The organism is Bradyrhizobium sp. 956_D2_N1_4, assembly GCF_052076025.1.
Lineage (GTDB): Bacteria > Pseudomonadota > Alphaproteobacteria > Rhizobiales > Xanthobacteraceae > Bradyrhizobium > Bradyrhizobium barranii.
This window is the reverse complement of the sequence record NZ_CP197237.1, coordinates 2,637,045-2,661,120: the sequence shown is the minus strand read 5'-3', so window position 1 is coordinate 2,661,120 and position 24,076 is coordinate 2,637,045. Positions and strand designations below refer to the sequence as shown.

Annotated in this window: 22 protein-coding genes; 8 read left to right on the top strand and 14 right to left on the bottom strand. The window is 65.3% G+C overall.

Annotation, left to right across the window (positions count from 1 at the left end; genetic code table 11):
- Positions 1 to 2: 2 nt before the first annotated feature.
- Complete coding sequence (locus tag AB7535_RS12075; RefSeq protein WP_439036343.1) at positions 3 to 2,081, bottom strand: putative bifunctional diguanylate cyclase/phosphodiesterase; 2,079 nt, start codon at positions 2,079 to 2,081, stop codon at positions 3 to 5.
- Positions 2,081 to 3,238 (bottom strand): ABC transporter substrate-binding protein, encoded by a 1,158-nt coding sequence (locus AB7535_RS12070; RefSeq protein WP_439036342.1) that lies wholly within the window; start codon positions 3,236 to 3,238, stop codon positions 2,081 to 2,083. The genes AB7535_RS12075 and AB7535_RS12070 overlap by 1 nt, the downstream gene beginning before the upstream one ends.
- Before the next feature lie 201 nt (positions 3,239 to 3,439).
- Here AB7535_RS12070 and radA point away from each other — a divergent pair, with 201 nt between their 5' ends.
- The 7 genes from radA (at position 3,440) to AB7535_RS12035 (ending at position 10,812) form a co-directional block, all read left to right on the top strand.
- Complete coding sequence (gene radA, locus AB7535_RS12065) at positions 3,440 to 4,888, top strand: DNA repair protein RadA (protein ID WP_439036341.1); 1,449 nt, start codon at positions 3,440 to 3,442, stop codon at positions 4,886 to 4,888.
- A gap of 166 nt (positions 4,889 to 5,054) precedes the next feature.
- Positions 5,055 to 5,684 carry a CvpA family protein gene (locus tag AB7535_RS12060; protein ID WP_071914705.1) on the top strand — a complete coding sequence of 210 codons (630 nt, stop codon included), beginning with the start codon at positions 5,055 to 5,057 and terminating at the stop codon, positions 5,682 to 5,684.
- A 29-nt stretch (positions 5,685 to 5,713) separates the two neighbouring features.
- Positions 5,714 to 7,219 (top strand): amidophosphoribosyltransferase, encoded by a 1,506-nt coding sequence (gene purF / locus AB7535_RS12055; RefSeq protein WP_063983721.1) that lies wholly within the window; start codon positions 5,714 to 5,716, stop codon positions 7,217 to 7,219.
- A gap of 15 nt (positions 7,220 to 7,234) precedes the next feature.
- Complete coding sequence (locus AB7535_RS12050) at positions 7,235 to 7,366, top strand: hypothetical protein (RefSeq protein WP_439036340.1); 132 nt, start codon at positions 7,235 to 7,237, stop codon at positions 7,364 to 7,366.
- A 70-nt stretch (positions 7,367 to 7,436) separates the two neighbouring features.
- A complete protein-coding gene (locus AB7535_RS12045) occupies positions 7,437 to 8,177 on the top strand; it encodes an SDR family NAD(P)-dependent oxidoreductase (RefSeq protein WP_439036339.1) in 741 nt (246 codons plus the stop codon).
- A gap of 78 nt (positions 8,178 to 8,255) precedes the next feature.
- Positions 8,256 to 9,419, top strand: a complete 1,164-nt coding sequence (locus tag AB7535_RS12040; protein ID WP_439036338.1) for a hypothetical protein — start codon at positions 8,256 to 8,258, stop codon at positions 9,417 to 9,419.
- Positions 9,420 to 9,585: 166 nt separating this feature from the next.
- The gene (locus AB7535_RS12035) at positions 9,586 to 10,812 is read left to right on the top strand and encodes an ABC transporter substrate-binding protein (protein WP_063983724.1); all 1,227 of its coding nucleotides are present in this window, start codon (positions 9,586 to 9,588) and stop codon (positions 10,810 to 10,812) included.
- A gap of 172 nt (positions 10,813 to 10,984) precedes the next feature.
- On the opposite strand, the gene AB7535_RS12030 is transcribed toward AB7535_RS12035, so the two are convergent.
- The 8 genes from AB7535_RS12030 to AB7535_RS11995 all read right to left on the bottom strand — a co-directional run bounded on the left by AB7535_RS12030 (position 10,985) and on the right by AB7535_RS11995 (position 19,943).
- Positions 10,985 to 12,241, bottom strand: a complete 1,257-nt coding sequence (locus AB7535_RS12030) for a TCR/Tet family MFS transporter (RefSeq protein WP_439036337.1) — start codon at positions 12,239 to 12,241, stop codon at positions 10,985 to 10,987.
- Entirely contained in the window at positions 12,238 to 13,620 is a 1,383-nt protein-coding gene (gene der, locus AB7535_RS12025; RefSeq protein WP_439036336.1) for a ribosome biogenesis GTPase Der, read from the bottom strand. The genes AB7535_RS12030 and der overlap by 4 nt, the downstream gene beginning before the upstream one ends.
- A gap of 49 nt (positions 13,621 to 13,669) precedes the next feature.
- Positions 13,670 to 14,224 (bottom strand): hypothetical protein, encoded by a 555-nt coding sequence (locus AB7535_RS12020; protein WP_439036335.1) that lies wholly within the window; start codon positions 14,222 to 14,224, stop codon positions 13,670 to 13,672.
- Between the two features lie 44 nt (positions 14,225 to 14,268).
- Positions 14,269 to 14,922, bottom strand: a complete 654-nt coding sequence (locus AB7535_RS12015) for a tetratricopeptide repeat protein (RefSeq protein ID WP_439036334.1) — start codon at positions 14,920 to 14,922, stop codon at positions 14,269 to 14,271.
- A gap of 167 nt (positions 14,923 to 15,089) precedes the next feature.
- A complete protein-coding gene (locus tag AB7535_RS12010; protein ID WP_439037334.1) occupies positions 15,090 to 16,682 on the bottom strand; it encodes a class I adenylate-forming enzyme family protein in 1,593 nt (530 codons plus the stop codon).
- A gap of 77 nt (positions 16,683 to 16,759) precedes the next feature.
- On the bottom strand, positions 16,760 to 17,344 hold the full coding sequence (locus AB7535_RS12005; RefSeq protein ID WP_063983728.1) for an NnrU family protein: 585 nt from the start codon (positions 17,342 to 17,344) through the stop codon (positions 16,760 to 16,762).
- Between the two features lie 168 nt (positions 17,345 to 17,512).
- Complete coding sequence (locus AB7535_RS12000; RefSeq protein ID WP_166095795.1) at positions 17,513 to 18,091, bottom strand: hypothetical protein; 579 nt, start codon at positions 18,089 to 18,091, stop codon at positions 17,513 to 17,515.
- 232 nt (positions 18,092 to 18,323) lie between these two features.
- A complete protein-coding gene (locus AB7535_RS11995) occupies positions 18,324 to 19,943 on the bottom strand; it encodes a peptide chain release factor 3 (protein WP_439036333.1) in 1,620 nt (539 codons plus the stop codon).
- Between the two features lie 158 nt (positions 19,944 to 20,101).
- Between AB7535_RS11995 and sugE the strand changes: the two genes are divergently transcribed.
- Positions 20,102 to 20,416 (top strand): quaternary ammonium compound efflux SMR transporter SugE, encoded by a 315-nt coding sequence (sugE, locus tag AB7535_RS11990; protein ID WP_439036332.1) that lies wholly within the window; start codon positions 20,102 to 20,104, stop codon positions 20,414 to 20,416.
- Here sugE and AB7535_RS11985 read toward each other — a convergent pair.
- The 4 genes from AB7535_RS11985 to AB7535_RS11970 form a co-directional block, all read right to left on the bottom strand.
- Complete coding sequence (locus AB7535_RS11985; RefSeq protein ID WP_439036331.1) at positions 20,409 to 21,416, bottom strand: inorganic phosphate transporter; 1,008 nt, start codon at positions 21,414 to 21,416, stop codon at positions 20,409 to 20,411. The two genes, sugE and AB7535_RS11985, sit on opposite strands and share 8 nt — an antisense overlap.
- A gap of 15 nt (positions 21,417 to 21,431) precedes the next feature.
- Positions 21,432 to 22,076 carry a DUF47 domain-containing protein gene (locus AB7535_RS11980; protein WP_014495845.1) on the bottom strand — a complete coding sequence of 215 codons (645 nt, stop codon included), beginning with the start codon at positions 22,074 to 22,076 and terminating at the stop codon, positions 21,432 to 21,434.
- Between the two features lie 156 nt (positions 22,077 to 22,232).
- Positions 22,233 to 23,201 (bottom strand): branched-chain amino acid ABC transporter permease, encoded by a 969-nt coding sequence (locus AB7535_RS11975; protein ID WP_071914733.1) that lies wholly within the window; start codon positions 23,199 to 23,201, stop codon positions 22,233 to 22,235.
- A gap of 1 nt (position 23,202) precedes the next feature.
- Positions 23,203 to 24,066, bottom strand: a complete 864-nt coding sequence (locus AB7535_RS11970) for a branched-chain amino acid ABC transporter permease (protein ID WP_063983732.1) — start codon at positions 24,064 to 24,066, stop codon at positions 23,203 to 23,205.
- Positions 24,067 to 24,076: the final 10 nt, after the last annotated feature.

Here is a 24,076-nt window from a genome sequence, read left to right as displayed (position 1 = left end):
GCTCAGGCGGCGAATTCGGGCGCGATCGACGGGCTGCCGGCGAGGACGCGGCTTGTCTCAGTGGGTACCGCCTGCTTTTCGAGCCATTGCAGCACGGCGTCGAGCGGCTGCGGCCGATGGTAGTGATAACCCTGCCCGAGCATCACGCCCATCTCGCGCATGGCGTCGGCCTGCTCGGGCCGCTCGATGCCCTCCGCGACGAGCGTCAGCCCCAGCGTGCCGGCGAGCGAGGCGATGACGCCGACGATCGCCTTGTCTTCCGCGCTGTCAGGGATCTCGCTGATGAAGGCTTTGTCGATCTTGACCTTGTCGAGCGGGAAACGCCGGAGATGAGCGAGCGAGCTATAGCCGGTGCCGAAATCGTCGAGCGCGATGGTTGCGCCCAGGCGCCGCAGGCGGTGCAGCGTCTCGGAGGCGCTGGCGATGTTGTTGATCAGCGAGCCCTCGGTGATCTCGAGTTCCAGCAATGATGCCGCGACATCGAAACGCGCGCAGGTCGCGCGCAGCTCGGCAGCCAGCGAATGGTCGGCAAGCTCGGACGGTGGCAGGTTGATCGCGATCCGGATCTGCGGCCTGCCGGCGGATGCCAGTCGCTGCAGCGCGCGACAGGCATCGGTCAGCACGTAGCGCGTCAGCCGCGCATTGTTGCCGCTGCGCTCAATCAGCGGCAGGAATTCGCCGGGACCGATCAAGCCAAGCTCGGGATGGCGCCAGCGGATCAGCGCCTCGAGGCCGACAACGGCCTGGCTCTCGAGGTCGACCTGGCTTTGATACCAGACCTCGAACTGCCCCTCGGCGAAGCCTGCGGGGATGGCGAGCTCGAGATCCCGGCGGCGGCGATAGTCGCGCTGAAGCGCTTCGTCGAGCACGGCGACCGTGCCGGGAGCCTTGCTCTTGGCATGGTAGAGCGCGATGTCGGCAAGCGCCGGCAAATGCGACAGCTCGGGATCGCCGGCGCGGCGCACGGCAAGGCCGATGCTGGCGCGCGGCACGACCTGCTTGTCGTGCAGCCGGATCGGCTCGGAAATCGCATCGAGCAGCTGGCGCGCGAACGCCTGGGCGGTCGCCTCATTGCTGACCTCGGGGCGGATGACGACGAATTCGTCGCCGCCGAGCCGGGCGACCCAATCCTGCGGTTCGACCGCATCACGAAGGCGCTCGGAGATGTGCACCAGGAACTTGTCGCCGGCATCATGGCCGAAGGTGTCGTTGATGCCCTTGAAGTCGTCGAGATCGATGAAGCAGAAGGCGATCAGCGAGTCCGGCGAACCGGCATCGCCGCTCAGGGTCACCAGATGCTCGGACAGCGAGCGACGATTGGGCAGGCCCGTGAGCGGATCGTGCGCGGCCATGTGCCCAAGCCGGTCGAGCGCCCCCGACGTCGTGTGCTGCATGGCGTTGAAGGCACGCGCGAGCTGGCCGAATTCGTTCGTCGATTTGATGTCGGCCGGATAGGCTCGCCCGTCCTGCTTGCTGCGCTGGATCGCCGACATGATCGCGGTCAGCGGCTTGCCGATGAAGATGTTGGCCGAGATCCGCATCGCGATCAGGGTGGCAAATGTTGCGAGCAGGCCGACCACCAGCAGCAGCATCAGCCGGCTGCCCGTGTCCGTGTAGACCGTCGCATAGGAATAGGCGATCGCGATACGACCGGCCTGCACGGCGATGTTGCCGTTGCTGTAGCGGATCGGACGCGAGACTTCCGATACCGCCTGGTCCGCCGGCCGCGCCACCACCCGCGCGATCGCGACGCCGGTGTCGTCATAAACGGCCGCCGCGGCAATGGTCTCGTCGTGCATGATCTCGTTGAGGACGCTCGTGACCTGATCGTAGCGCATCTTCCAGAGCGGCTCGGCGATCAGCTCGGCGCGGCTCTCGGCCGTACGGGCAATGCGCGCGTCGAGCTGCCTGATCTGCGACCAGAAGCTCGATGCCTCGACGCCGGCGGAGGCGAGCAGCTGCACCACGAGCAGCACCGGCACGGTGGCCCAGATCATCGCACGGACCACCGAGCGCGAGCGCGACGGCGCCGTCGCCTGCTGCTTGCGATCCCGATCGGTCATGTCGTCACCGTTTCGCATCAGTCAGCAGCGCCTTCCGGAAGCGTCAGCGAAGAGATGAGCGCATCGATGGAGAAATCGTACTGGCCGCAGCGCCCTGCCCTCGCCCTGAAGCGCGCGAAATCGATCCGATCGAAGGCGCGCGTCTTGATGAGGTCTCCGACCGAAGCGAGATTGTCGCGCGTGATCGCAGACGTCCTGGCCTCGACGCGGGGCGATGCGGTCGCGAAGTCGCAGCCGTCGGCGTAGTCGCGCAGGAGGACGACCGACCAGCCGCCGAGCAGGAAATGTCCGCCATCGGTCATGAGCAGACGGCCCGCCTTGATCTCGCGCAGCGCGTCCTCCGACCAGTTGAGGCCGACCAGCTGGATGTTCCGGCCGGGCGTGAGGCCGGCCGCGACCACCGCGCGAAGCGCGCCGAGCGCCATCGGATCGTTTCCGGCCCAGATGCCGGCAGGCCGGATCTCCTTGCGCGCGGCCCAGCTCAGATAATTCCTGGTGACCTGCTCCGCCTCCGACTGGGTCCAGTTGGCGAACAGCATCCGGTCCACCACCACGTCGGGCGCGGCGTCCACCGCGAGCTTGAGACCGGCGTTGCGGGCGATCGAGGCCGGCGTGATCTCGTCGCCGCCGATGCCGAGAATGTGGATCTTGCCGTCCGGGCTCTGCCATTTCTCGGCGCGCGCCACTTTGATCAAGGCATTGGCCATCCTCGCACCCGCGGTCTGGAGATCCGTCGTGATGTCGCCGAGCCAGGTCTTGAGCTTTTGCCGGGGCGGTCCGAGGCGCGCGGCGTCGTCGCCGATCAGCGTGTTCGAGAGCAGCAGCGTCTTGACCCCGGCGGCCTCGGCCGCTTCCAGGATGGGAACGGCAGCGGATTCCTCGTTCGACAGGATGAGGAAGTCCGGCTTGTCGGCGCGTGCCACCACGCCGAAGCCAAGCTCCTGCATGGTGCGGTAATTTCGTTCGCTGGTCAGCACCTCGACATGCGCGTCGAGCTTGCGGCCCGCGGCCTGCATGGTCTGCGCGACCATGTCCCAGTAGACCTCGCCGGTCTTGCCGGGGTTGACGAAAACGATGTTGAGACGCCCGGCGTCGGCCGCAACGGCGCCGCCTACCGGCAGAAGAAGGCCGCAGGCCATGCCCACGGCGAGCATTATCCGCAAGACTACCGTCATTCGTTTCGCCATCCCGTATCGGTTTCGAAACTGGACCCGCGTCCGCTAACATTTGGCAAAGTCCGGAACGGCGCGGCGGCGTAGAGCTAACAAAGGGTGTATCGGCTGCGGTGAATTGGGCTAATGGGGGTGCCGGCGATCGCCGTCTCGCCCGTCATTCCGTGCTATCAGCAAACCTGAAAACCCCGACTCGCTGTCCCCATGGCCAAGAACACGCTTTCCTTCGTCTGCCAGAACTGCGGCGCGGCCTATAACCGCTGGCAGGGCAAGTGCGAGTCTTGCGGCGAGTGGAACACGCTTGCCGAGGAGGACACGACCGGCAGCGTGCCGGTCTCGATCCGCTCCAAGCGCAAGGGACGGACGTTTGCGCTGGAGAGCCTGTCGGGGAAGACCCAGGACGCTCCTCGCCTGTCCTCGGGCATGACCGAGCTCGACCGCGTCACCGGTGGCGGCTTCGTCCGCGGCTCGGTGCTGCTGGTCGGCGGCGATCCCGGCATCGGCAAGTCGACGCTGCTGACGCAGGCCACCAGCATGATGGCGCGCGCCGGCCACCGCATCGTCTACATCTCCGGTGAAGAGGCGGTCGCCCAGGTGCGGCTGCGCGCCGAGCGGCTCGGCCTGTCGGACGCGCCGGTGCAGCTCGCGGCCGAGACCTCTGTCGAGGATATCGTCTCGACGCTGTCGGAAGGCGCGGTGCCGCGGCTGATCGTGATCGATTCGATCCAGACCATGTGGACCGACACGGTGGAATCCGCGCCCGGCACGGTCACTCAGGTGCGCGCCTCGGCGCAGGCGCTGATCCGCTTCGCCAAGAAGACCGGTGCGGCCATCATCCTGGTCGGCCATGTCACCAAGGACGGCCAGATCGCCGGCCCCCGCGTGGTCGAGCACATGGTCGATGCGGTGCTGTCCTTCGAGGGCGAAGGCTCGCAGCAATTCCGCATCCTGCGCGCCGTGAAAAACCGATTCGGCCCGACCGACGAGATCGGCGTGTTCGAGATGACCGGCCTTGGCCTGCGCGAGGTCACCAATCCGTCCGAGCTGTTCCTGTCCGAGCGCGATCTGGGCACGCCGGGCACCGCAGTCTTTGCGGGCATCGAGGGCACAAGGCCCGTTCTGGTCGAATTGCAGGCCTTGGTGGCCCCCACCTCGCTCGGCACCCCGCGCCGGGCCGTGGTCGGCTGGGATCAGAGCAGGCTCTCCATGGTGCTGGCGGTGCTGGAGGCCCATTGCGGGGTCAAGCTGTCCGGCCACGACGTCTATCTGAACGTCGCGGGCGGCCTGCGCATCCACGAGCCGGCGGCCGATATGGCCGCCGCGGCCGCACTGGTTTCATCCCTGGTTAATGCGCAGTTACCTACCGATGCTGTCTATTTCGGCGAGATTTCGCTCTCCGGCGTCATCCGCCCGGTGGCGCAGACCCCGGCCCGGCTCAAGGAAGCGGTCAAGCTCGGCTTCAAGCGCGCCGTGCTGCCCGAATCGGCCCGGGGCGGCGATGCTGGCGGCGACGCCGCACTGTCCCTGAACGCAATCAACAGCCTGACGACACTGGTGGCCGAGATCGCGGCCCGGGGCTCCCGCCGCGGCGACTCGAGCCCGCCGGCGGAGAAAAATGCCACACCGGCAAGATTCCGCCGTGGAGAGGGTTAGGTGGAGGTGACGTCCTCCGCCCCCACCGCTATACAGCCGTCACAAAAGCAGCATGGGATTGCGTGGTTGCGGCCTTGCCGGGAACGCCGTCTGGCCCTCACTTAGGGCCACGGCCAAGCACCGATTCGCTGAGCACCTTTGAAGTACGAGCGGACCCGACCAGCCGATGCCAGTAACACTCCTCGACCTGATCCTGCTCGGTGTGATGCTGATCTCGGGCCTGCTCGCCATGGTCCGCGGCTTCATGCGCGAAATCCTGTCGATCGCGGCCTGGGGCGCAGCGGCGATCGTGACGCTGTACTCGTTCTCGAAGCTGCTGCCGACCGCAAAGACCTATTTCAACAACGACACGGTGGCGAGCGTCGTCGTGGTCGCCGGTGTGTTCGTCGGCACCCTGGTCGTGGTTTCCGTGATCACGGTCCGGATCTCCGACATGATCCTGGATTCGCGCATCGGCGCGCTGGACCGCACCCTGGGCTTCCTGTTTGGCCTCGCTCGCGGGCTTTTGATCGTCGTGGTCGCGTTCCTGTTCTTCACCTGGCTGGTGCCGGACAAGCAGCGCCCGGACTGGGTCACGGGGGCCAAATCTCGCGTGGTGCTCCAGGGAACCGGGGATTGGCTGATGGCCCTCTTGCCTGACGACCCCGAGAACACCATCTTGAAGAGATTCAAGAAAAACAAACCAGATGATGATCAAGCTGATTCCGAACAGCAGCCTTCGGGCACTGGCGACGGATACAGCAAACCGGCTCGTGACAGCCTCAAGAAGCTGATCGAGAAACCTGCGGCGCGTTGATTAGGCCCTAAAAGAGAGGCGCGGACGAGATGCGACACCCTGACCAGGACGCCCAACTTGATCTCGGCCCAGCCGCGCTAGAGCTTCAGGACGACCTGGAGGGCGATACGCTCCGCGAGGAATGCGGCGTCTTCGGCATCTATGGCCACCCTGACGCCGCCGCCATTACCGCGCTCGGCCTCCACGCCCTCCAGCATCGCGGCCAGGAGGCCGCCGGCATCGTCTCCTACGACGGCAGCCGCTTTCACTCGGAACGCCGCCTCGGCCTCGTCGGCGACACCTTCTCCCGCCGCGAGGTGATCGACCGCCTGCCCGGCAACATGGCCGTCGGCCATGTCCGCTACTCCACCACCGGCGCCACCATCCTGCGCAACGTGCAGCCGCTGTTCGCCGAGCTCAATGCCGGCGGCCTTGCGGTCGCCCACAACGGCAACCTCACCAACGGCCTGACGCTGCGCCGCGAGCTCGTGAAGAACGGCGCGATGATGCAGTCGACCACCGACACCGAGGTGATCCTGCATCTCGTCGCGCGCTCCAGGCGCAGCCGCTTCATCGAGCGCTACATCGACGCCTTGCGCGAGATCGAGGGCGCCTATGCGCTGGTTTCGCTGACCAACAAGAAGCTGGTCGGCGCGCGCGATCCACGCGGCATCCGCCCGCTGGTGCTCGGCGAGCTCGACGGTTGTCCGATCCTGACCTCGGAGACCTGCGCGCTCGACATCATCGGCGCGCGCTTCATTCGCGACATCGAGCCCGGCGAAGTCATCGTGTTCGACGAGAACGGCCAGGACATCCACAAGCCGTTCCCGCCGATGGCGCCACGCCCCTGCATCTTCGAATACATCTATTTCTCTCGTCCGGACTCCATCGTTCACGGCCGCTCGGTCTACGAGGTGCGCAAGGCCTTTGGTGCGCAGCTCGCGCGCGAGAGCCATGTGCCGATCGACGTCGTCGTCCCGGTGCCGGATTCCGGCGTGCCCGCCGCGGTCGGCTACAGCCAGCATTCCGGCGTGCCGTTCGAGCTCGGCATCATCCGCAACCACTATGTCGGCCGCACCTTCATCCAGCCGACGCAGGCGATCCGCGAGTCCGGCGTGCGCATGAAGCATTCGGCCAACCGCGCCGCGATCGAAGGCAAGCGCATCATCCTGATCGACGACTCGCTGGTGCGCGGCACCACCTCGAAGAAGATCGTGCGCATGATGCGCGATGCGGGCGCCAAGGAAGTGCATTTCCGCCTCGCCTCGCCGCCGATCCTCTATCCCGATTATTACGGCATCGACCTGCCGGATCGGGGCGGCCTCCTGGCCGCGACGCATTCGCTGGAGGAGATGCGCGAGATCATCGGCGCCGACTCGCTCGCCTTCCTGTCGATCGACGGCATGTATCGCGCCATGGGCGAGCCCGGCCGCGACCCCGCCAATCCGAAATTCTCGGATCATTGCTTCACCGGGGCGTATCCGACCCATCTCACCGACCAGACCCAGACCGAGCAGCAGCCGCGGCAATTGTCGTTGCTGGCGGAGGCGAGCTGACGAAAGACCGCGACGATGCAGCTGGCCATCGCCATTCTCTGCGGAGGGCTTTTGGTCGGCTTCATCGTCTTCGCCTTCAGGCAGGGCATGAAGGTGCCGCCTGACAGCTCGGCGAACGGCCCGAACAATAGTACCAATATCCAGTAGGGCTGCGGCGGGAGCTCGAGGGCAGAAATTCCGGGCTTGTCCCGGCCATCCACGCCTGTAAAACCCCGCCATGACAAATCCCCTCGCCAACCGCATCGCTCTCGTCACCGGCGCCTCGCGCGGCATCGGCTTCGCCACGGCCAGGGCGCTGGCCAAGGCCGGCGCGCATATCGTTGCGACGGCGCGCACGCAGGGCGGGCTGGAAGAGCTCGATGACGAGATCCGGAAAGACGGCGGCAGCGCCACGCTGGTGCCGCTCAATCTCACCGATTCCGACGGCATCGCGCGGCTCGGGGCCGGCCTGCACGAACGTTATGGCAAGCTCGACATCCTCGTCGGCAATGCCGGCGTGCTCGGCCCCTCCTCGCCGGTCGGCCACATCGAACTGAAAACTTTCACCGACGTGATGGCCGTCAACGTCTCGGCGAACTTCCAGCTGATCCGCTGCATGGAGCCGCTGCTGCGGCAGTCCGATGCCGGCCGCGCCGTGTTCATCACCTCAGGCGCCGCCAACAAGGCCACCGCCTATGTCAGCCCCTATGCCGCCTCCAAGGCCGCGCTGGAAACACTGGCCCGCGCCTGGGCGCAGGAAACCACGAACACGCCGCTCCGTGTCAACCTGTTCAACCCGGGCCCGATCCGCACCCGGATGCGCGCCACATTGATGCCGGGCGAAGATCCGGCGACGCTGGAGACACCCGAGCAGGTCGCCGAATTCATCGTGCCGATGTGCGCGCCGGACTGGACCGAAACCGGCAAGTTCTACGACTACAAGACCCGCACGCTGATGAGCTTCCGCTCGCCGGCCTGATTGACTCGCGTGCCTCCCCGCGATTGACTGCCCGTGCTCAAGCGGCAGCAAGCCGCAAGCCAAAAAAGGGAGGTTGCCATGGCGCCGTGGCATGATCGCGCAGGGCTTGTCTGTACAAGGCTCGGCCGTGCGCTCGTACGAGTCTCTCACGCCTTCTCCATCCTGATTGCAGCCATCGCGTTCGTGCTTCCAGGCACGGCGACTGCGGGTGACGTCCCGACCTTCGCGGTCGATGCCTCCTGGCCAAAACAGCTGCCGAACAACTGGATCCTCGGCCAGGTCGGCGGCATCACCGTCGACTGGCAGGGCCATATCTGGGTGATCCATCGCCCGCGCTCGCTCACCGATGACGAGAAAGGCGCGAGCCTCAACCCGCCGCGCTCGAAGTGCTGCGTCTCGGCGCCGCCCGTGCTCGAATTCGACACCGACGGCAATCTGCTGCGGTCGTGGGGCGGTCCGGGCGAAGGCTATGAATGGGTCGGCCGCGAGCACGGCATCGAGGTCGACGAGCGCGGCTTCGTCTGGGTCGGCGGCAACGCCGACAACGACAATGCCATTTTGAAATTCACGCTCGACGGCAAGTTCGTCGCCCAGATCGGAAAGATCGCGCCGAGCCTCGGCAGCAACGACACCACGCAGCTCGGCAAGCCCGCCGAAACCGCGATCGACAGGGCGGCGAACGAAATCTACGTCGCCGACGGTTATGGCAACCGCCGCGTCATCGTGTTCGATGCGACGACGCTCGCTTACAAGCGGCACTGGGGCGCCTATGGCAACAAGCCCGATGACAACAAGCAGGCGGCGTATGATCCCAAGGCGCCCGTCTCCCAACAATTCGGAAATCCCGTCCATTGCGTGAAGCTCGCCAATGACGGTCTCGTCTACGTCTGCGACCGCATCAACAATCGCATCCAGGTGTTCAAAAAGGATGGCACCTTCGTGAAGGAGTTCTTCTTCGAGAAGAACACCCTCGGCAACGGCGCGGTGTGGGACATCGCGATCTGGCCCGATCCGAAGCAGACCTATTTGCTCAGCGCCGACGGCGAGAACAACGAGATCCGGGTGATCAAGCGCGAGGACGGCAGCGTGGCCGGCAGCTTCGGCCACAACGGCCGCAATGCCGGGCAGTTCCACTGGGTGCATGCCATGGCGATAGACGCCAAGGGTAACGTCTATACCGCCGAGGTCGACACCGGTAAGCGCATCCAGAAATTCAAGCTGACCTCGGACGCGCTCAAATAGCGTCTCAACACACTTTGCCCAAAGGTTAACCGACGGATGACGCTACGCCGCAGCGTCATCCGGCTTTAGGCGCATTGCCGCCAGCCGTGGGACACGGTAGAGCGATCAGCCGGAACAAGGCTCCGCAAGAGAGCCGTCCGCATATTGAAAATGGAGGAGACCTTTTATGACGACGACGCTCGCGCGCCGCTATGCGGCCCTTCTGGCCTGTGCCGCCTTCGGTTTTGCAACATCCGCTTACGCGCAGGACAAGACCGTCAAGATCGGCGTCTTGAATGACATGTCGAGCCTTTATGCCGATATCGGCGGCCCGAACTCCGTGGTCGCGATCAAGATGGCCGTCGAGGATTCCGGCCTGCTCAAGAAGGGCTGGAAGATCGACGTTCTGAGCGGCGATCACCAGAACAAGCCGGACGTCGGCGTCAATATCGCTCGGCAGTGGATCGACAACGAGAAGGTCGATGCGATCGCTGATACGCCGAACTCCGGCGTCGCGCTTGCGGTCAGCAACCTCGTCAAGGAAAAGAATTCGGTGTTGCTGAATTCCGGCGCCGCCTCTGCCGACTTGACCGGCAAGGCCTGCACGCCGAACACGATCTCCTACACTTACGACACCTACATGCTCGCCAACGGCACCGGCAAGGCGCTGACCAAGGCCGGCGGCGACACCTGGTTCTTTCTTACCGCGGATTATGCATTCGGCCACGCGCTGGAACGCGACACCACGGCCGTCGTGACGGCAAACGGCGGCAAGGTGCTGGGCAGCGTCAAGCACCCGATCAACAGCTCGGACTTCTCGTCCTTCCTGCTGCAGGCCCAATCGTCCAAGGCCAAGGTGGTCGGCCTCGCCAATGCCGGCGGCGACACCACGAACTCGATCAAGCAGGCGGCCGAATTCGGCATCGTATCGGGCGGCCAGAAGCTCGCGGCGCTGCTGCTGTTCATCAACGACGTGCATTCGCTGGGGTTAAAGACCGCGCACGGCCTGACCTTCACCGAGTCCTTCTACTGGGACATGAACGAGCAGACCCGCGCCTGGTCGAAGCGCTTCGCTGCCCTGGCCAGCAAGAACGCGATGCCGTCGATGACCCAGGCCGGCAACTACGCGATGGTGCTGCACTATCTCAAGGCGATGGAAGCGCTCGGCGGCAACCCGCATGACGGCGCCAAGGTCGTCGCCAAGATGAAGGAGCTGCCGACCGACGATCCGCTGTTCGGCAATGGCCCGCTGCGCCAGGACGGACGCCGTCTCATCCCGGCCTATCTGTTCGAGGTGAAGAAGCCCGAGGAGTCGAAGGGTCCGTGGGACTACTACAAGCAGATCGCCACGATCGCGGCGGAGGACGCGGCCAAGCCGCTCAAGGACAGCGAGTGCCCGCTGGTGAAGAAGTAAGCGCGTAGCGGTCATACACAACCTCCACGACGTCATGCCCGGGCTTGTCCCGGGCATTCTCGTTCTTAGCCTAGGAAAAGGCTGCCGTAGGGTGGGCAAAGCGGAGCGTGCCCACCGTTTCTTGAAATCGTGGAGAGATGGTGGGCACGGCGCTTACGCGCCTTTGCCCACCCTACGAGACCGTCTTTGTAGTCGCCAGCGACCGCATCGCGATCGCCACGCACACCACCATTAGCACCGCCGCAAGCAGGAATGGCGCGCCGGGCAAATGCCACGGCGCGCTGGCGCCGATGAAATAGGAAAACGTCAGCGTGAACAGGAACGGCCCGACGAGCTGCGAGACGCTCTGCACACTCGCGGTCGCGCCCTGCAACTGGCCCTGCTGATCGGGCGCGACCAGTCGCGTCATCAGCGATTGCATGGCGGCGCCCGAGATGCCCCACAGCGACATCACGGGAATGCCGATCCAGAACAGCGGGCCGGTCGGCGCCGCGCCGAAGATCACGAAGCCGATCGCGCCACAGCACAGACCGAGCACCAGCGCATTCCGCTCGCCGAGCACGCGCACGATCGGGCCGATCGCGAGCCCCTGCACCACCATGGCGCAGATACCGACCATCGCGAGCGTCAGACCCACGGTCTTGGAATCCCAGCCGTAGCGATAGGTCGCATAGAGCACGAAGGTCGAGGGCAGCACGACATGCGCGACCTGTGCGATGAAGTTGACGATGGATAACGCGGCCAGCGCCGCGTTGGAACGCAGCAAGTGCAGCGCTCCGACCGGATTGGCGCTGGTCCAGCGGAACGGCGCGCGCCGCTCCGGCGCCAGCGATTCCGGCAGGACGAAGAGCCCATAGAGCGCATTGGCAAAGCTCAAAGCCGCCGACGCCCAGAACGGCAGCCGCGGATCGATGTCGCCGAGCAGGCCGCCGAGCGCCGGGCCCAGGATGAAGCCGGCGCCGAAGGCAGCTCCAATCCTGCCGAAGACGGCCGCGCGCCGCTCCGGCGGCGTGATGTCGGCGATATAGGCAAAGGCGGTCGAAATGCTCGCCGAGGTGATGCCCGAGATCACGCGGCCGATGAACAACCAGACGAGCGACGGCGCGAGCGCCATCAACACATAGTCGGCGGCGAGCCCGAAATTCGACAGCAGCACCACCGGCCGCCGTCCGAAGCGATCCGACAGCGCGCCGAGCACCGGCGAGAACACGAACTGCATCAGCGCCCAGGCGGTGCCGAACAGGCCGAAGATACGGGCCGCATGCGCGGTGTCGTTGTCGACGAAGCTGTCGATCAGCTTCGGCAGGATCGGCATGATCACGCCGAGCGCGAGCATGTCGAGCAGGATGGTGACGAAGATGAAGGCGACGGCACCACGCCGGACCGGCGCAGCGCTTCGCGCCGTCGCCTCGCCGGCATCGTTGCTCACGACGGCCGCTTGCGCTTGTGGGCGAAGGGGTTGGCCTTTTCGCGCAAGGTGATGCGCACCGGCGTACCCGGCAGCTCAAAGGTCTCGCGCATGGAATTGGTCAGGTAGCGCAAATAGGACTGCGGCACCGCGTCCGCGCGCGAGCAGAACAGCACGAAGCTCGGCGGACGCGCCTTGTTCTGCGTGATGTAATTGAGCTTGAGCCGTCGGCCGGACACCGCCGGCGGCGGATTGGCCTGCACGGCCTGCTCGAACCAGCGATTGAGCGCGGATGTCGGCACACGCCTGTTCCAGACCGCGTAGGCGTCCTGGATCGCCTGCATCAGACGATCGATGCCCTCGCCCATCAGACCTGATACGGCGACGATCGGCACGCCCTTGATCTGCGGCAGCCAATGGTCGGCATCCCGGCGCAGGCCCGAGACGGCGCCGCCGCCCTTGGTCTCCATCAGATCCCATTTGTTGACGGCGAGCACGACCGCGCGGCCTTCGCGCTCGATCAGATCGGCGATGCGCAGATCCTGCTCCTCGAAGCGGTTCTGCGTATCCATCATCATCACGACGACTTCGGCAAAGCGGACCGCACGCAACGCGTCGGCGACCGAGAGCTTCTCCAGCTTTTCCTCGATGCGCGAGCGACGGCGCAGGCCGGCGGTATCGAACACGCGAAAATCGCGGCCCTTCCAGTTGATCTCGACCGCGATGGAATCGCGCGTGGTGCCGGCCTCCGGGCTCGTCAGCAGGCGCTCCTCGCCGAGCAGATGATTGATCAGCGTCGACTTGCCGGCATTGGGCCGGCCGACGATGGCGACGCGGATCGGACGCGTCGCGGCCTCCTCCTCCGTCAGCGGCTCGTCGTCCTCGGCTTCATCTTCGTCGACAGGCTCCGGCATCAACTCGCGGAGCGCGTCATACAGCTCGCCCATGCCCTCGCCGTGCTCGGCCGAGACCTGGATCGGATCGCCGAGGCCGAGCGCAAAGGCCTCCATCGCGCCGGCATCGCCATGCTTGCCTTCGCTCTTGTTGGCGACCAGCAGCACCGGCTTGTCGGCCTTGCGGGCGAAATCGGCGAAGGCGCGGTCGGTGGGCGTGAGGCCGATGCGGGCATCGATGACGAAGAACAGCGCGTCGGCCTGTGCGATTGCGGCCTCGGTCTGCTCCTGCATGCGCGCGGTCAGCGAGCCCTTGGCGCCCTCGTCGAGGCCGGCGGTGTCGATGATGGTGAATTCGAGATCGCCGAGCCTGGCCTCACCTTCGCGGCGGTCGCGGGTGACGCCCGGCAGGTCATCGACGAGCGCGAGCTTCTGCCCAACCAGGCGGTTGAACAGCGTCGATTTGCCGACATTGGGCCGGCCGATAATAGCAATCGTGAAGGACATCGGTCATTCGTGCGCTGCGAAGGCCGCGCCTGTCAATGTAATGAAGTGATCAGCGCGAAAAGCTGCCGCTCGGCATCGGTGCCGGGAAAGCTCCCTGCGATTGCTGCTGGGTGGTCTGGGTCGGTTGCGCCTGCTGGACGGGTTGATCCGGCGGCGGCGGGGCGGTGGTGCGCTTGCGCACGATCTTCTGCTTGGGCGGCGGAGCGGCCGTGGGCGGCGCGGCCTCGGGCTGGGCCTCGCCGTCAACCTCGCCCGCCGGCGCCTCAGCGGGCGCGGTGGCGGCGCTGGCAGGCTGTTTGGTCTTCTTCGCCTTGGCACCCTTTGCCGGCTTGGCCTCGGGCGGCGGCTCGGCGGGCAGAGCCGCGACGGCCGGTGCGTTCGGATCCGGCTGCTGCTGTGCTGCGCCCTTGTACATCTCCCGCGGCACGCCCTGCTCGAGGCCCGGAACGCCCTCCGGGAAGACCGGCTTGCGGTCGCCCGGCAGCTTCTTCTTGGTGTCGAGGAAGTCGAGCATGTCGCTTGGATCGAAGCTGGAGCAGCCGCCCAGGATGCCCGTGAAGGCGATCAGGACGGCGGCTGCGATCAAGCGTGGCGTGCGGCGCATCTTGTGTCTCGTCTACGTCAGAGAGCCCGAAGGTCAGCTCTTGGTCAGCTTTTGGCGACGGGCGGCAGCAGGGCCTGGAGCGCCTCGGCGCGTGAGCGCAAACCGGGCGGCGTTTCGCCGTCCTCGGCAATCGCGTCGAGCCATTTGCGGGCCGCGGTCATGTCGTTGTTGCGCCAGGCCGATAGCGCCAGCAACTCGCGGGCGCTGTGGCGGAACGTGGATTTGGGCGCGGCGGAGGACTCCAGCCGCTGCTGCATGTCGGCATAGGACGCGCTGTCGACCAGCAATCCGGCGGCGCGGAGCTTCGCCAGATCCTGCCACTCGCCACCGATGCTGCGATCGGCGGCGATGTCGTCAAACATCTTGGCGGCCGCCTTGGGATCGCGGGGCGCCGCCTCGGCCGCGGCACGCAGCCGCGCCAGGGTGCGATAGCCCGAGGGAGCCTTGGCGGCGAGCGCGGTGAAAGCGGCCTCGGCCTCCGCGTGCTTGTCCTGGTCGGACAGCTCAGCGGCCTTCTCGAAGGCGGCGCCGGCCTCGGCGGCCTTCTTGCCCTCCAGGTACTGGTAGCCGCGCCAGCCGCCCACAGCAGCCACGATCAGCACAATCAGGGCAATGAAGACGATCGAATACTTGTCCCACAGCTTCTTGAGCTGTTCGCGACGTACTTCCTCGTCGACTTCGTCAAATAATTCAGACACTTATGTTAATCCCATGCCCGTCCGGGTGCGCGCGCCAATGCGTTCGCGTCAGGAATCCCCGTCCCCCACGTGGCGGCGGGGTACCCTAACGATATGGCGGTGGCAAGGCAAAGCGAGCCCAATCAAGGCGTTAACCACCCGGAACAGCCCGGACCGGCCTGTCCGGCTCAGGTTCCCAGGAGCTCCCGCAGCTGCCGCTTCAGCACCTTGCCGTTGGCATTGCGCGGCAGCGGCTCGGGGGTGATCGCCATGGTTTCGGGGACCTTGTAGTCGGACAGCCGCTCCGCGCACCAGGCGCGCAAGGCCTCGCCGGTCACCGGGGCGCGCGTCACCACCACGGCGTGGACGCGCTCACCCAGCACCGGGCAGGCCTTGGCAATGATCGCGCTCTCGACCACGGCGGGGTGGCCGGCCAGCACGGACTCGACCTCGGCCGAATAGATCTTCAGGCCGCCGCGATTGATCATGTCTTTCTGCCGGTCGAACACGCGGGCAAACCCCTCCGCGTCGACCGAGCCGAGATCGCCGGAATGCCAGAAGCCACCCGTGAAGCTTTCGGCCGTGGCCTTCGGGTTATTCCAGTAGCCCTTGATGACGGAGGCGCTCTGGATCCAGAGCTCGCCGATCTCGCCAGGGGGCAGCTCGCGCCCGTCCGCCCCCATCGCGACGATGCGGGCACCAGGACACGGCAGGCCGACACTGTCGATGTGGCTCGCGGTCAGCTCGCCCGGCATGATCGTCGAGGGCGACGTCGTCTCGGTCGAGCCGTAGCAGTTCGCGAGCTTCAGGCCGGGAATCGTCGCCTTGAGCTTCTCGATGGTCGCGACCGGCATCGGCGCGCCGCCAAAGCCGCCGATGCGCCAGCTCGAGAGATCGTAGCTCTCGAAATCGGGCTGGAGCAGGCACAGATTGTACATCGTCGGCACCATCACCGTGTAAGTGACGCGCTCGCGCGCGGCGAGCTTGAGATAATCGGCGGCCTTGAACTCCGGCATGATGATCAGCGCGCCGCCGCAGCGGATCATCGTCGTGATGTTGGCGACGACGCCGGTAACGTGGCCGAGCGGCACCGCCGCGATCGAGCGGTCTGCTTCCGTCAATTGCAGGCAGGAGACGAACACCATCGAGGAATGGACGATGTTGCAATGGGCGAGCATCGCGCCCTTCGGCTTGCCCGTCGTGCCCGAGGTGTAGAGGATCATCGCGGTGTCCTCCTCGTCGATCTCGACCGGCGCCGATGCCGGGACGTTGTCGGCGAGCACGGCGAAACGCGACAGGGCCTGATTGCTGTCGACGGCGATGCGGTGGATGACAGCGGGGACATCAAGCGCATCGGGCAGCCGCCCGGTGAGCCCCGCTTCATGGATAAGGATCTTGGCGCCGCAATCGGCGAGGACATAGGCGATCTCGGGCTTCTGCTGGCGCGTGCCGAGCAGCACCGTCACCAGCCCCTCATGCGCGGCGGCAAACAGCAGCAGCGGAAATTCGATACGATTGCCGAGCAGGATCGCGACGCGATCGCCGCGCTGCAGGCCGAGCTTGCGAAAGCCGGCCGCGATCCGCGCGGCCTGCTCCACCGCCTGCCGCCAGCTCAACCGGACATCGCCTGCGACCAGCGCTTCGCCATCCGGATTGCGGGCGCAGGCGTCCGCGATCATCGCCCACAGGCTCGCCGGCCGGTCGCAGAAGGCCGGCACCACCCGATCACCAAAACGCGCCTCGAATCGCATCGGAGGGATCTGAGATTGCGACCAGTCCATCGGAATGCCCTCGGCTTGTTGCCTTGTCACGTTCCGCGCACGGCTGCGCGGAACGGTCTTGCGCTGATCGGCTGTCGTCAGCCTCCCATGACGGGAACGCCGATCACAACCGGGTGGAATGCGAAGGCCAGCGCGAGATAAGCGACGACACCGACTGCAACGGCGATCAGATCATTGGTGACCCCGCCCACCGGAATCGGCGGGCCGCCGCCATCGGTGCGATGCTTCAGCGAGATGCGGTCATACACGGCCCAGCCCAGGAACGAGCCAAACAGGATGATGGAGCCGAGATCGCCATTGGCGAGCAGATGCGCGGCCGCCCACAATTTGATGCCCGCCAGCATCGGATGCTTCAGCGTCGCATAGATGCGCCCGCGCAAGTAGGAGGCCACCACCAGGATGACAGCGGGCAGCATCAGCGCCACTGTAATGTGCTTGAATGCGACCGGCGGCTCCCAAACCGGGATCATTCCGGCAGCGCGATAATGGGCAAAGCCCCAGATGATCAGCGCCAGTCCCGCAAGCGAGACGGCCGCATAGAGGATCTTGTAGGTCCCCTCGCCCAGTCTCGCGATCGCTTGCGCGCGCGCCTCTCGTTTCGTTGTGAAAACATGGGCCGCAAAAAACAGCATCAGCCCCAGGATCATGACCAGCAGACCCACGACATCCTCCCCTCAACCAGCGCCCCCGCCCATGGCGTATCATCGATTGGGCGCGGGTCGCAACTCTCGCGCCTCATGGTCAGGCGTGAAGGCCCGGCCGCTGCAACGGCCGCAGCCTTCATCCTGCGAGACGCGCGCAAGCGCGGTCCTCAAGATGCAGGGATAGAACTATTTTCCAAGCTCGCGATTATCGACATAGCGGATCGCGATCGGACGCCCAGCCAGCGCGCCCCCGAGGCCGCTGGTGAATTTGAGCGGCAGGCAGGCTTTCAGCGATGAATTGATCGCATTGAGATAGGTCGTTCGGGTATCGGCCGGGACGCCCGCGGTCGCATAGGTCAGCTGCGGCGGACCGATCATGCCGCCCGCCTTGTTGAAGCTGAAGCGCACCGCCATCTGCATGCCCGCGCGCGCATTGTCCGATGGCGGCGACCAGCAAGTGCGCAGCTCGGCGAAGAGATCGCCGATCGTATCGAGATCGTGATCCGGCCTCTGATATTTCGAGCGATCTGCCTCCGCCGGCACGGTTTCGATCGTGAGCTGGAGATTCTGGCCGTAGGGGTAGTCGATCTCGGGAATGCAGGGGCCGGGCTCGAGCGGGCTGCAATAGTACGGCGTGCAGGGCCGGCCGGCGAGCACGCTGCACGGCTCATGCGAAAACGGGATCGGATTGATCTGGCGGCGCTGCGCATCGGCGGCAACCGTCGATATCGCCAACAGGAGGAAAACGAGGATGCCGCGCCACATGATGCGAGCTCACAATGTCACACGCACAAACGTGGCATTGCCAACGAACGCGTCAAGCCTGCCGCTGTTCACATGCTCGCGTTTAGCTCCGGTGTCGTCGCCCGGCGCGACCGGGCGACCCAGTAATCCGAGACGGCGGTGATGGAATCGAGAGGCTGCGGCGTACTGGATTCCCCGCCTTCGCGGGGAATGACAGCGGAGTGTGGCCACGCAGCAGTGCGCGGAGAGCACCCTACCCCTTCTTCTTGACGTCCTTGACGTTCGTGAACTCGATGCCCTCGGCGCGCTCCCTGGCGTAGCCGAGATAGAACTCGTTTCTCGCCAGATACACGGGATCGCCGTCGACATCGTCGGCGATGCTCGAGGTGTTGGCGGCGATGAAAGTGTCGAGCTTCTTGCGATCTTCGGATGAGACCCAGCGGGCGAGCTGGAACTCGCTGACCTCGAACTCGACGGGCAGCGAATATTCCGCCTCGAGCCGTGCCTTCAGCACGTCAAGCTGCAGCGCCCCGACCACGCCGACCAGCGCCGGTGCGCCGTCGCGCGGGCGGAACACCTGCACCACGCCCTCTTCCGACATCTGCTGAAGCGCTTCCTTCAGCTTCTTCGCCTTCATCGCGTCGGTGAGACGCACGCGGCGGACGATTTCCGGCGCGAAGCTCGGCACGCCAACGAAGGTGAAATCCTCGCCCTCGGTCAGGGTGTCGCCGATGCGCAGCGTGCCGTGATTGGGAATACCGACGACGTCGCCGGCGAAGGCTTCGTCCGCCACCGACCGGTCCTGCGCGAAGAAGAATTGCGGGCTCGACAGCGGCATGCTCTTGCCGGTGCGCACCAGCTTCGCCTTCATGCCGCGGCTGAGCTTGCCGGAGCACAGGCGCGCAAAAGCAATGCGGTCGCGGTGGTTCGGATCCATGTTCGCCTGGATCTTGAACACGAAGGCGCTCATGCGCGGGTCGGTCGCCTCGATCTTGCGCTGGTCGCTCTCCTGCGCGCGCGGCTCCGGCGCGAACTTGCCGAGACCTTCCAGGAGGTCGCCGACGCCGAAATTGCGCAGCGCGCTGCCGAAATAGACCGGCGTCAGATGGCCCTCGCGAAAGGCGGCGAGCTCGAACGGTTTTGAAGCCTCGGTGACGAGCTCGAGCTCGTCCTTCACCGCGGAGACGTCGAGATTGGCGTTGAGCTTGGCCAGTTCCGCAATCTCGATCTGCTGGGCCGCGCCGGTCTTGGCGCCGCCGCCTTCGAGCAGGCGTACGCCGCCATTGGCGACGTCATAGGTGCCGAGGAAATCGCGGCCGCGGCCGACCGGCCAAGTCATCGGCGTGGTGTCGAGCGCCAGCGTCTTCTCGATCTCGTCGAGCAGCTCGAAGACGTCGCGGCTCTCGCGGTCCATCTTGTTGATGAAGGTGATGATCGGAATGTCGCGCAGGCGGCAGACCTCGAACAGCTTTCGGGTGCGCGCCTCGATGCCCTTGGCGGCGTCGATCACCATGACGGCGGAGTCGACCGCCGTGAGCGTACGGTAGGTGTCCTCCGAAAAGTCCTCATGGCCCGGCGTGTCCAGCAGATTGAACACAAGACCCTCGAACTCGAAGGTCATGACCGAGGTCACGACCGAGATGCCGCGCTCGCGCTCGATCTTCATCCAGTCCGAACGGGTGTTGCGCCGCTCGCCCTTGGCCTTGACCTGGCCGGCGAGATTGATGGCACCGCCGAACAGCAGCAGCTTCTCGGTCAGCGTGGTTTTGCCCGCGTCCGGGTGGGAGATGATCGCGAAGGTGCGCCGCCGCGCCACCTCGATGGCAAGCGGGGAACGGGCCGGCGAGTCGGCTGATATGGCGATGTCGGACATGGCGGGAGCGTTTGGCAGGGAAAATGGGCCTGATCAAGCCTCATGTGGTGATTGCGGAGCCCCTCGGCCAGCCCCATATCCGCTCCCGGGGAGGACGGCCTCCCCCCTCATCAGCATATCCGCCGCGGGGACGACCCTGCCTTGAATGGAGGGTCGTCATGGCCTGGAGCATCCTGTTCGTCGCCGGTCTTCTCGAGATTACCTGGGCGATCGGCTTAAAATACACCGAGGGCTTTACCAAGCTTGTTCCGTCCGTCATCACGCTCGTGGCGATGGCCGGCAGCGTCATCCTGCTCGGAATGGCGCTCAAATCGCTGCCCGTCGGAACCGCCTATGCGGTCTGGACCGGCATCGGCGCGGTCGGTACCGCCACGCTTGGCATCATCCTGTTCGGCGAGCCGGCCACCGCGTTCCGTCTCGCCAGCATCGGGCTGATCGTCGCCGGCATCGCCGGGCTGAAATTCGTCACCTGACGAAAATCTGGACCGCCCACCAGGTCAGCGCCGCGACAATGGCCGAGGCCGGGATCGTGATCACCCAGGCATAAACGATCGAGCTCGCGACGTTCCAGCGGACCGCCGAGACGCGGCGGGCCGCGCCGACGCCGACGATCGCGCCGGTAATGGTGTGGGTGGTCGAGACGGGAACGCCGAGGAAGGTCGCCATGAACAGCGTCGCGGCGCCGCCGGTTTCGGCGCAAAAGCCCTGCATGGGCGTCAGCTTGGTGATGCGCAGGCCCATGGTGCGGACGATACGCCAGCCGCCCATCAGCGTGCCCAGCGCCATCGCGGCCTGACAGGACAGCACCACCCAGAACGGCACCGAGAACTCGCCGCCGAGATGCCCCTGCGAATAGAGCAGCACGGCGATGATGCCCATGGTCTTCTGGGCGTCATTGCCGCCATGGCCGAGCGAATAGAGCGAGGCGGAGGCGAATTGCAGGATGCGGAAGGCGCGATCGACCGCGAACGGCGTCGAGCGCACCGAGAGCCAGGACACGATCGCGACCAGCATCATCGCGAGCAGGAAACCGACCAGCGGCGACAGCACGATCGCCAGCACCGCCTTGGACAGGCCGCTCCACACCGCCGCCGAGATCCCCGCCTTGGCCATGCCGCCGCCGACAAGGCCACCGATCAGCGCATGCGAGGAGGAGGATGGGATGCCGAGCCACCAGGTCACCAGGTTCCAGACGATCGCGCCGACGAGCGCCGCGAAGATCACCTGGGCGTCGACCACCGCGGGATCGATGATGCCGGTGCCGATGGTCTGGGCAACATGCAGCCCGAACACCATGAAGGCGATGAAATTGAAGAACGCGGCCCAGAGCACCGCGAATTGCGGCCGCAGCACGCGGGTCGAAACGATGGTCGCGATCGAATTGGCGGCGTCGTGCAGGCCGTTCAGGAAGTCGAACAGCAGCGCGACGGCGATCAAGCCGACGAGGACAGGAAGTCCGAGCGCAGCATCCACGGCGCGACCCCTGCCCTAAACTTGCTCGATGACGATGCTGTTGATCTCGTTCGCGACGTCGTCGAAACGGTCGGCCACCTTTTCGAGATGGTCGTAGATCTCGACGCCGACGATGAAATCCATCGCGCTGCCATCACGGTGCTTGAGAAACAGCTCCTTCAGCCCGATGTCATGGAGATCGTCGACCCGTCCCTCCAGCTTGCCCAGCTCCTCCGTGATCGCGGTCAGCATCGCGACGTTCGGGCCGATCGACTGCATCAGCGGCAACGCGCGCCCCACGAGATTGGCGCATTCGATCAGGAGCCCGCCAATCTCCCGCATCGGCGGCTCGAAGGTGCGGACCTCGAACAGCATCACGGCCTTGGCCGTCTGCTGCATCTGGTCGATGGCATCGTCCATCGAGGTGATGAGATTTTTGATGTCGCCACGGTCAAAGGGGGTGATGAAGGTACGGCGCACCGCCGTCAGCACCTCACGGGTGATGTTGTCGGCGTCGTTCTCGAACTGGTTGACACGCTGGCAGTAGACCGGCGTCTCCTCGCCCCCGTTGAGCATGCCCTGGAGTGCGATCGAGCCCTGGATCACGGTCTGTGCATGGCGGTCGAACAGGTCGAAGAACCGTTCTTCCTTGGGCAGGAAAGCGCGAAACCATCGCATCATGGGGATAGGCTACCGGTTGGAAATGGCCCGGCCCGAACGGACCGTCATGAAACTGTCATAGACCATTTCCACCCCGCGCGCGTGTCATCTCACGCCCGCGAAGCAGGATCATCCACCGGATTATCGCGCCAATGAAATTGACGCGATATCAATGGCTTAGAGCGAGCGCCGGAAGTAATGAGCGATTTCGCCGATGACGCCGCGGCGGAAGGTGAGCACGCAGACCACGAAGATCGAGCCCTGGATCACTGTCACCCATTGGCCAAAACCCGCCAGATATTGCTGCATGGCGATGATCGCGAAGGCACCAACCACGGGGCCGAAGATGGTGCCGAGACCGCCAACCAGCGTCATCAGCACGACCTCGCCCGACATCGTCCAGTGCACGTCGGTGAGCGAGGCATTCTGCGCCACGAACACCTTCAGCGATCCGGCAAAGCCGGCCAGCGTGCCGGACAGGACGAAAGCCAGGAATTTATATTGGTCGGTCCGGTAGCCGAGCGAGATCGCGCGCGGCTCGTTCTCGCGGATCGACTTCAGCACTTCACCGAACGGCGAGTTGATGATGCGGTAGATCAGCAGGAAGCCGGCGAGGAAGCCGGCCAGCACGACGTAATAAAGCACCGTCGGCTTGGAGAGATCGAGCAAGCCGAACATCCGCCCCTGCGGAATGCCCTGAATGCCGTCCTCACCATGGGTGAACGGCGCCTGGAGGTAGATGAAGTACAGGAGCTGCGACAGCGCCAGCGTGATCATCGAGAAATAGATGCCCTGGCGGCGGATCGAGATATAGCCGGTGATGAGCGACAGCCCGAACGCCGCGACGATTCCAACGAGGATGCCGAGCTCCGGCGGCAACGCCCACACTTTCAGCGCGTGCGCGCTGCAATAGCCGGCGGTGCCCATGAACATTGCGTGGCCGAACGACAACAGGCCGCCATAGCCGATCAGCAGGTTGAAGGCGCAGGCAAGCAGCGCAAAGCACAGCGCCTGCATCACGAAGAACGGATAGACGCCCGTGAAGGGCACCGACGCCAGCAGCAGCGCCATCACCACGAACACGACCATCTCGTCACGCATCGCGCGCGGGGTTACCGGCAGCGTGTCGTCCGTCAAGGCTGTCATATCAGGCCGCCCTTCCCGTCAGTCCCGTTGGCTTCACCAAGAGCACCAGCACCATCAGCACGAACACGACGGTGTTGGAGGCCTCGGGGTAGAAATACTTGGTCAGGCCCTCGATCACACCGAGCGCAAAGCCGGTGATGATGGAGCCCATGATCGATCCCATGCCGCCGATCACGACCACCGCGAACACGACGATGATGAGGTCGGCGCCCATCAACGGCCGCACCTGGTTGATCGGCGCCGAGAGCACACCGGCGAGCGCGGCAAGGCCGACGCCAAGACCGTAGGTCAGCGTAATCATGCGCGGCACGTTGATGCCGAAAGCGCGCACCAGCGTCGGATTTTCAGTGGCAGCGCGCAGGTTAGCACCGAGCCGCGTCTTCTCGATCAGGAACCAGGTGGCGATACACACCACCAGCGAGAAGATGACGACCCAGCCGCGATAGATCGGCAGGAACATGAAGCCGAGATTCATGCCGCCCTTGAGCTGGTCCGGAATCGCATAAGGCAGACCGGAGGAGCCGAAATAGTTCTGGAACACGCCCTGCACGATCAGCGCGATGCCGAAGGTCAGGAGCAGGCCGTAGAGGTGGTCGAGCCCCGTCAGCCATTGCAGCATGGTCCGTTCCAGGATCATGCCGAAGATGCCGACGATAACAGGCGCGATCAGCAGCGCCCACCAGTAGTTGATGCCGCCGAGGCTCAGCAGGAAATAGGCAACGAACGCGCCCATCATGTAGAGCGCGCCGTGGGCGAAATTGATGATGTTGAGCATGCCGAAGATCACGGCAAGCCCGAGACTGAGCAGCGCGTAGAACGAGCCGTTGATCAATCCCACCAGTAGCTGAGCGTAAAGAGCCTGCATCGATCCCGCA

What these genes read in the sequence shown, in the direction of transcription:
- AB7535_RS12075 (WP_439036343.1), bottom strand. Translation starts at nt 2,081, where the DNA reads ATGCGAAACGGTGACGACATGACCGATCGGGATCGCAAGCAGCAGGCG.
- AB7535_RS12070 (WP_439036342.1), bottom strand. Translation starts at nt 3,238, where the DNA reads ATGACGGTAGTCTTGCGGATAATGCTCGCCGTGGGCATGGCCTGCGGC.
- radA (WP_439036341.1), top strand. Translation starts at nt 3,440, where the DNA reads ATGGCCAAGAACACGCTTTCCTTCGTCTGCCAGAACTGCGGCGCGGCC.
- AB7535_RS12060 (WP_071914705.1), top strand. Translation starts at nt 5,055, where the DNA reads ATGCCAGTAACACTCCTCGACCTGATCCTGCTCGGTGTGATGCTGATC.
- purF (WP_063983721.1), top strand. Translation starts at nt 5,714, where the DNA reads ATGCGACACCCTGACCAGGACGCCCAACTTGATCTCGGCCCAGCCGCG.
- AB7535_RS12050 (WP_439036340.1), top strand. Translation starts at nt 7,235, where the DNA reads ATGCAGCTGGCCATCGCCATTCTCTGCGGAGGGCTTTTGGTCGGCTTC.
- AB7535_RS12045 (WP_439036339.1), top strand. Translation starts at nt 7,437, where the DNA reads ATGACAAATCCCCTCGCCAACCGCATCGCTCTCGTCACCGGCGCCTCG.
- AB7535_RS12040 (WP_439036338.1), top strand. Translation starts at nt 8,256, where the DNA reads ATGGCGCCGTGGCATGATCGCGCAGGGCTTGTCTGTACAAGGCTCGGC.
- AB7535_RS12035 (WP_063983724.1), top strand. Translation starts at nt 9,586, where the DNA reads ATGACGACGACGCTCGCGCGCCGCTATGCGGCCCTTCTGGCCTGTGCC.
- der (WP_439036336.1), bottom strand. Translation starts at nt 13,620, where the DNA reads ATGTCCTTCACGATTGCTATTATCGGCCGGCCCAATGTCGGCAAATCG.
- AB7535_RS12020 (WP_439036335.1), bottom strand. Translation starts at nt 14,224, where the DNA reads ATGCGCCGCACGCCACGCTTGATCGCAGCCGCCGTCCTGATCGCCTTC.
- AB7535_RS12010 (WP_439037334.1), bottom strand. Translation starts at nt 16,682, where the DNA reads ATGGACTGGTCGCAATCTCAGATCCCTCCGATGCGATTCGAGGCGCGT.
- AB7535_RS12000 (WP_166095795.1), bottom strand. Translation starts at nt 18,091, where the DNA reads ATGTGGCGCGGCATCCTCGTTTTCCTCCTGTTGGCGATATCGACGGTT.
- AB7535_RS11995 (WP_439036333.1), bottom strand. Translation starts at nt 19,943, where the DNA reads ATGTCCGACATCGCCATATCAGCCGACTCGCCGGCCCGTTCCCCGCTT.
- sugE (WP_439036332.1), top strand. Translation starts at nt 20,102, where the DNA reads ATGGCCTGGAGCATCCTGTTCGTCGCCGGTCTTCTCGAGATTACCTGG.
- AB7535_RS11980 (WP_014495845.1), bottom strand. Translation starts at nt 22,076, where the DNA reads ATGATGCGATGGTTTCGCGCTTTCCTGCCCAAGGAAGAACGGTTCTTC.
- AB7535_RS11975 (WP_071914733.1), bottom strand. Translation starts at nt 23,201, where the DNA reads ATGACAGCCTTGACGGACGACACGCTGCCGGTAACCCCGCGCGCGATG.
- AB7535_RS11970 (WP_063983732.1), bottom strand. Translation starts at nt 24,066, where the DNA reads ATGCAGGCTCTTTACGCTCAGCTACTGGTGGGATTGATCAACGGCTCG.